The sequence below is a fragment of the Brachyspira sp. genome, assembly GCF_050873525.1.
In the GTDB taxonomy this organism is placed as follows: Bacteria; Spirochaetota; Brachyspiria; order Brachyspirales; family Brachyspiraceae; genus Brachyspira.
This window is the reverse complement of the sequence record NZ_JBNMIZ010000286.1, coordinates 1-2,737: the sequence shown is the minus strand read 5'-3', so window position 1 is coordinate 2,737 and position 2,737 is coordinate 1. Positions and strand designations below refer to the sequence as shown.

General features: G+C 26.4%; 2 protein-coding genes and 1 pseudogene. All 3 read left to right on the top strand.

The features are described 5' to 3' along the window. Positions 1–1,006 (top strand): annotated as a pseudogene (locus tag ACR0QS_RS12610) (hypothetical protein); the annotation flags it as partial. Further along, positions 1,003–1,776: a radical SAM/SPASM domain-containing protein gene (locus ACR0QS_RS12605; protein ID WP_432633803.1), complete on the top strand. Its 774-nt coding sequence runs from the start codon at positions 1,003–1,005 to the stop codon at positions 1,774–1,776. The pseudogene ACR0QS_RS12610 and the gene ACR0QS_RS12605, both read left to right, overlap by 4 nt. A gap of 80 nt (positions 1,777–1,856) precedes the next feature. After that, complete coding sequence (locus ACR0QS_RS12600) at positions 1,857–2,660, top strand: glycosyltransferase family 2 protein (protein ID WP_432633802.1); 804 nt, start codon at positions 1,857–1,859, stop codon at positions 2,658–2,660. The last annotated feature ends 77 nt before the right edge of the window (positions 2,661–2,737 follow it).

Genomic DNA, 2,737 nt, shown 5'->3' with positions numbered 1-2,737 from the left:
GTATATAAAACTAATATTAAGAATATTTACTGGAATTATATTATTATTCGGACTTTTATGGCGACATAACAATATAGTGAGCATTTACCCTATTTTTATTTTATTCACTTATTTATTACTTAAAAATAAAGAAATAAAATCTATAAAGAATTATATAAAATCGTTTGTTATATTAATGATGTTATCGGCAGTTATTTTAGTTGGAATTGTAAAAGTATTTCCGCATATATGGATTAGAGATTATAAAAAAGAACTCGTGACAAATTATATGTTTTTAATCCAAATATCGTCTTGTGCCGTTCCATCAAATGACGATTCTTTAATACCTATTGATTGGTATGAAGAAGGTAAAACTTTTGAAGATGTAAAACAACTATATAATATTGACCCATATAATGGAGATTTATTTGGAAGTCCTTCTCATCCTGAAAGACCATTTAAATTTCAAAAATTAGACGGATTAGAAAAAGTATGGATAAAATATATATTTAAATATCCTTTAAATTATATTAAGCATATTAATAGATATTTAATTGCATATTTATTGGAAAAAGGAGCTTTTCCTTATCCTATTACAGATGTTGAAGAAATACAAAAATCTTATAATGATAATATAGAACTTATAAATAAACTTAATGAAAACGAGCAGAAAATCACATTCTCGCCTTTAAGATATAAAATATATGATTTCTTATTTAATAATACAATTCATATTCCTATAATATTTTTGGTTATCATATCCTTTGTAATATTTGTAATTAGTTTTATTTTAATCTTTATAAAAAAGAGATTTGATAATGATATTTTAATTTATTCTTTTTCATTATCTTTATCTGCCATAGCTACATTTTGGATTGTGGTTTTATTTACTCCGTATGTAATATTTAGATATATTTATCCTATTTATCCAATAGTAATAATCTCCATAATTTCATTCCTAACATTCATCTACGATAGAGGCGGATTTAAAAAATTTATTAAAGAATTGAGAGAGGATAAAAAATGAAAAGAATTAAATTACTTTTTGATAAAATATTAAGCAGTATAGAAAAAATTAATCCAGATTTATATAGAAAAATTGTATATGACGGGTATAAAATATATTCTGAAATAGTTAATTCTATAAAATATAAAGATAAATACTTTTTTCACGGCGTATGCGTGGAAATATCTACTTATTGCAATAGAAAATGTCATTACTGCCCAAATAAAGATTATGAAACGCCTAAAGAATTTATGTCTTGGGATATATTTAAACGAATTGTTGAAGAGTTAAAAAATATAAAATTTACGGGATTATTTCAATACAATTTCTATAACGAACCTTTATTTGACGATAGATTGCCAGAATTTGTAAGATATGTTAATTCCAATATTCCGAAATGCACACAAGTTCTCGTAAGTAATGGTGATATTCTAAATGTGGAAAAAGCTAAAGAATTGGTTGAAGCGGGAATGGATAAATTTATTATAACCGTTCATGATAAAAATCCAGAAAGAAATTTAGAAAGATTAAAACCTGTCAAAGAATTCTTAAAATACAAAATGAAACTTCAAACTTCAAATGAATTATATTTGAATAATAGAGGCGGAGCTGTGGATGTAAGCCATGAAGAAAGAAAAACGACTTATAAAAAATGTCAAGATATAAAAAATTTAAATATAACGGTAAACGGCGATGTGGTTTTATGCTGCCAAGACTATTTTAGAAAATATGTTATGGGAAACATAATTTCATACGGGGGGGGGTATCGTGAGTATATGGAATTCGTATAAAGATATAAGAGAGAAACTATTGAGAGATAATATAGCAGAACTGCCTATATGTAAAATTTGTTTGGAAAGAGAGGATAAAAATGAGTGAAGCAAAATTAAAGTTAATAAAACCTAAAATTCCAAAGTATCAAAGTTATATTTTTAACGAAAGGAAAAATAAATACGCGTTATTAATTCCCGTGATTAATGAAGGCGAAAGATTTATCTCTCAAATGAATAAAATGAAAGATAATAATATTTTTAATATATGCGATATTTTCATTTGCGATGGCGGTAGTAAAGATAATTCCTCTAATCCCGATTTCATTAAAAATTACGGATGTATAGGACTTTTAATTAATGTTAGCGATAAGAAAGGGCAAGGCGTCCAATTAAAACAAGGTTTCTATCAAGCTATGGAGATGGGATACGAAGGAGCGATAATGGTTGACGGAAACGATAAAGATAATGTGCATGAAAGTTTGCCTGCATTTTTGGAAAAATTGGACGAAGGTTTTGATGTAGTTCAGGCTACGAGATTTACTTTAGGCGGTAGAGAGGAGAATACTCCTTTTTTGAGAAAAGTAGGAATTAGATTAATCGCTTCGCCTTTGATTAGTTTAACTTCTGGATTTCATTATGACGATGTTTGCAACGGTTATAAAGGCTTTTCGAGAAAATATATTTTAGACGAAAGGATGGATTGGTTTAGAGAAGATTTTAATACTTACGAATATTGTTATTATCCGTTAGTGCATGTAAAAAAGTTAGGTTATAAAATCTGTCAAGTTCCGACTGCGAGAGTATATCCTGAAAATGAAATTCCATCAAAAATAAAAGGCGTATATTCCAATTTGAAACTTTTAAAAGAAATTTTTAAAATTGCAATGAGTAAGACAAAATAATTTAAATATAAAAACGGTATTAATATTATATAAGGTATAATTATACTTATTTTAAATCAATAAATTTATTTTTTATT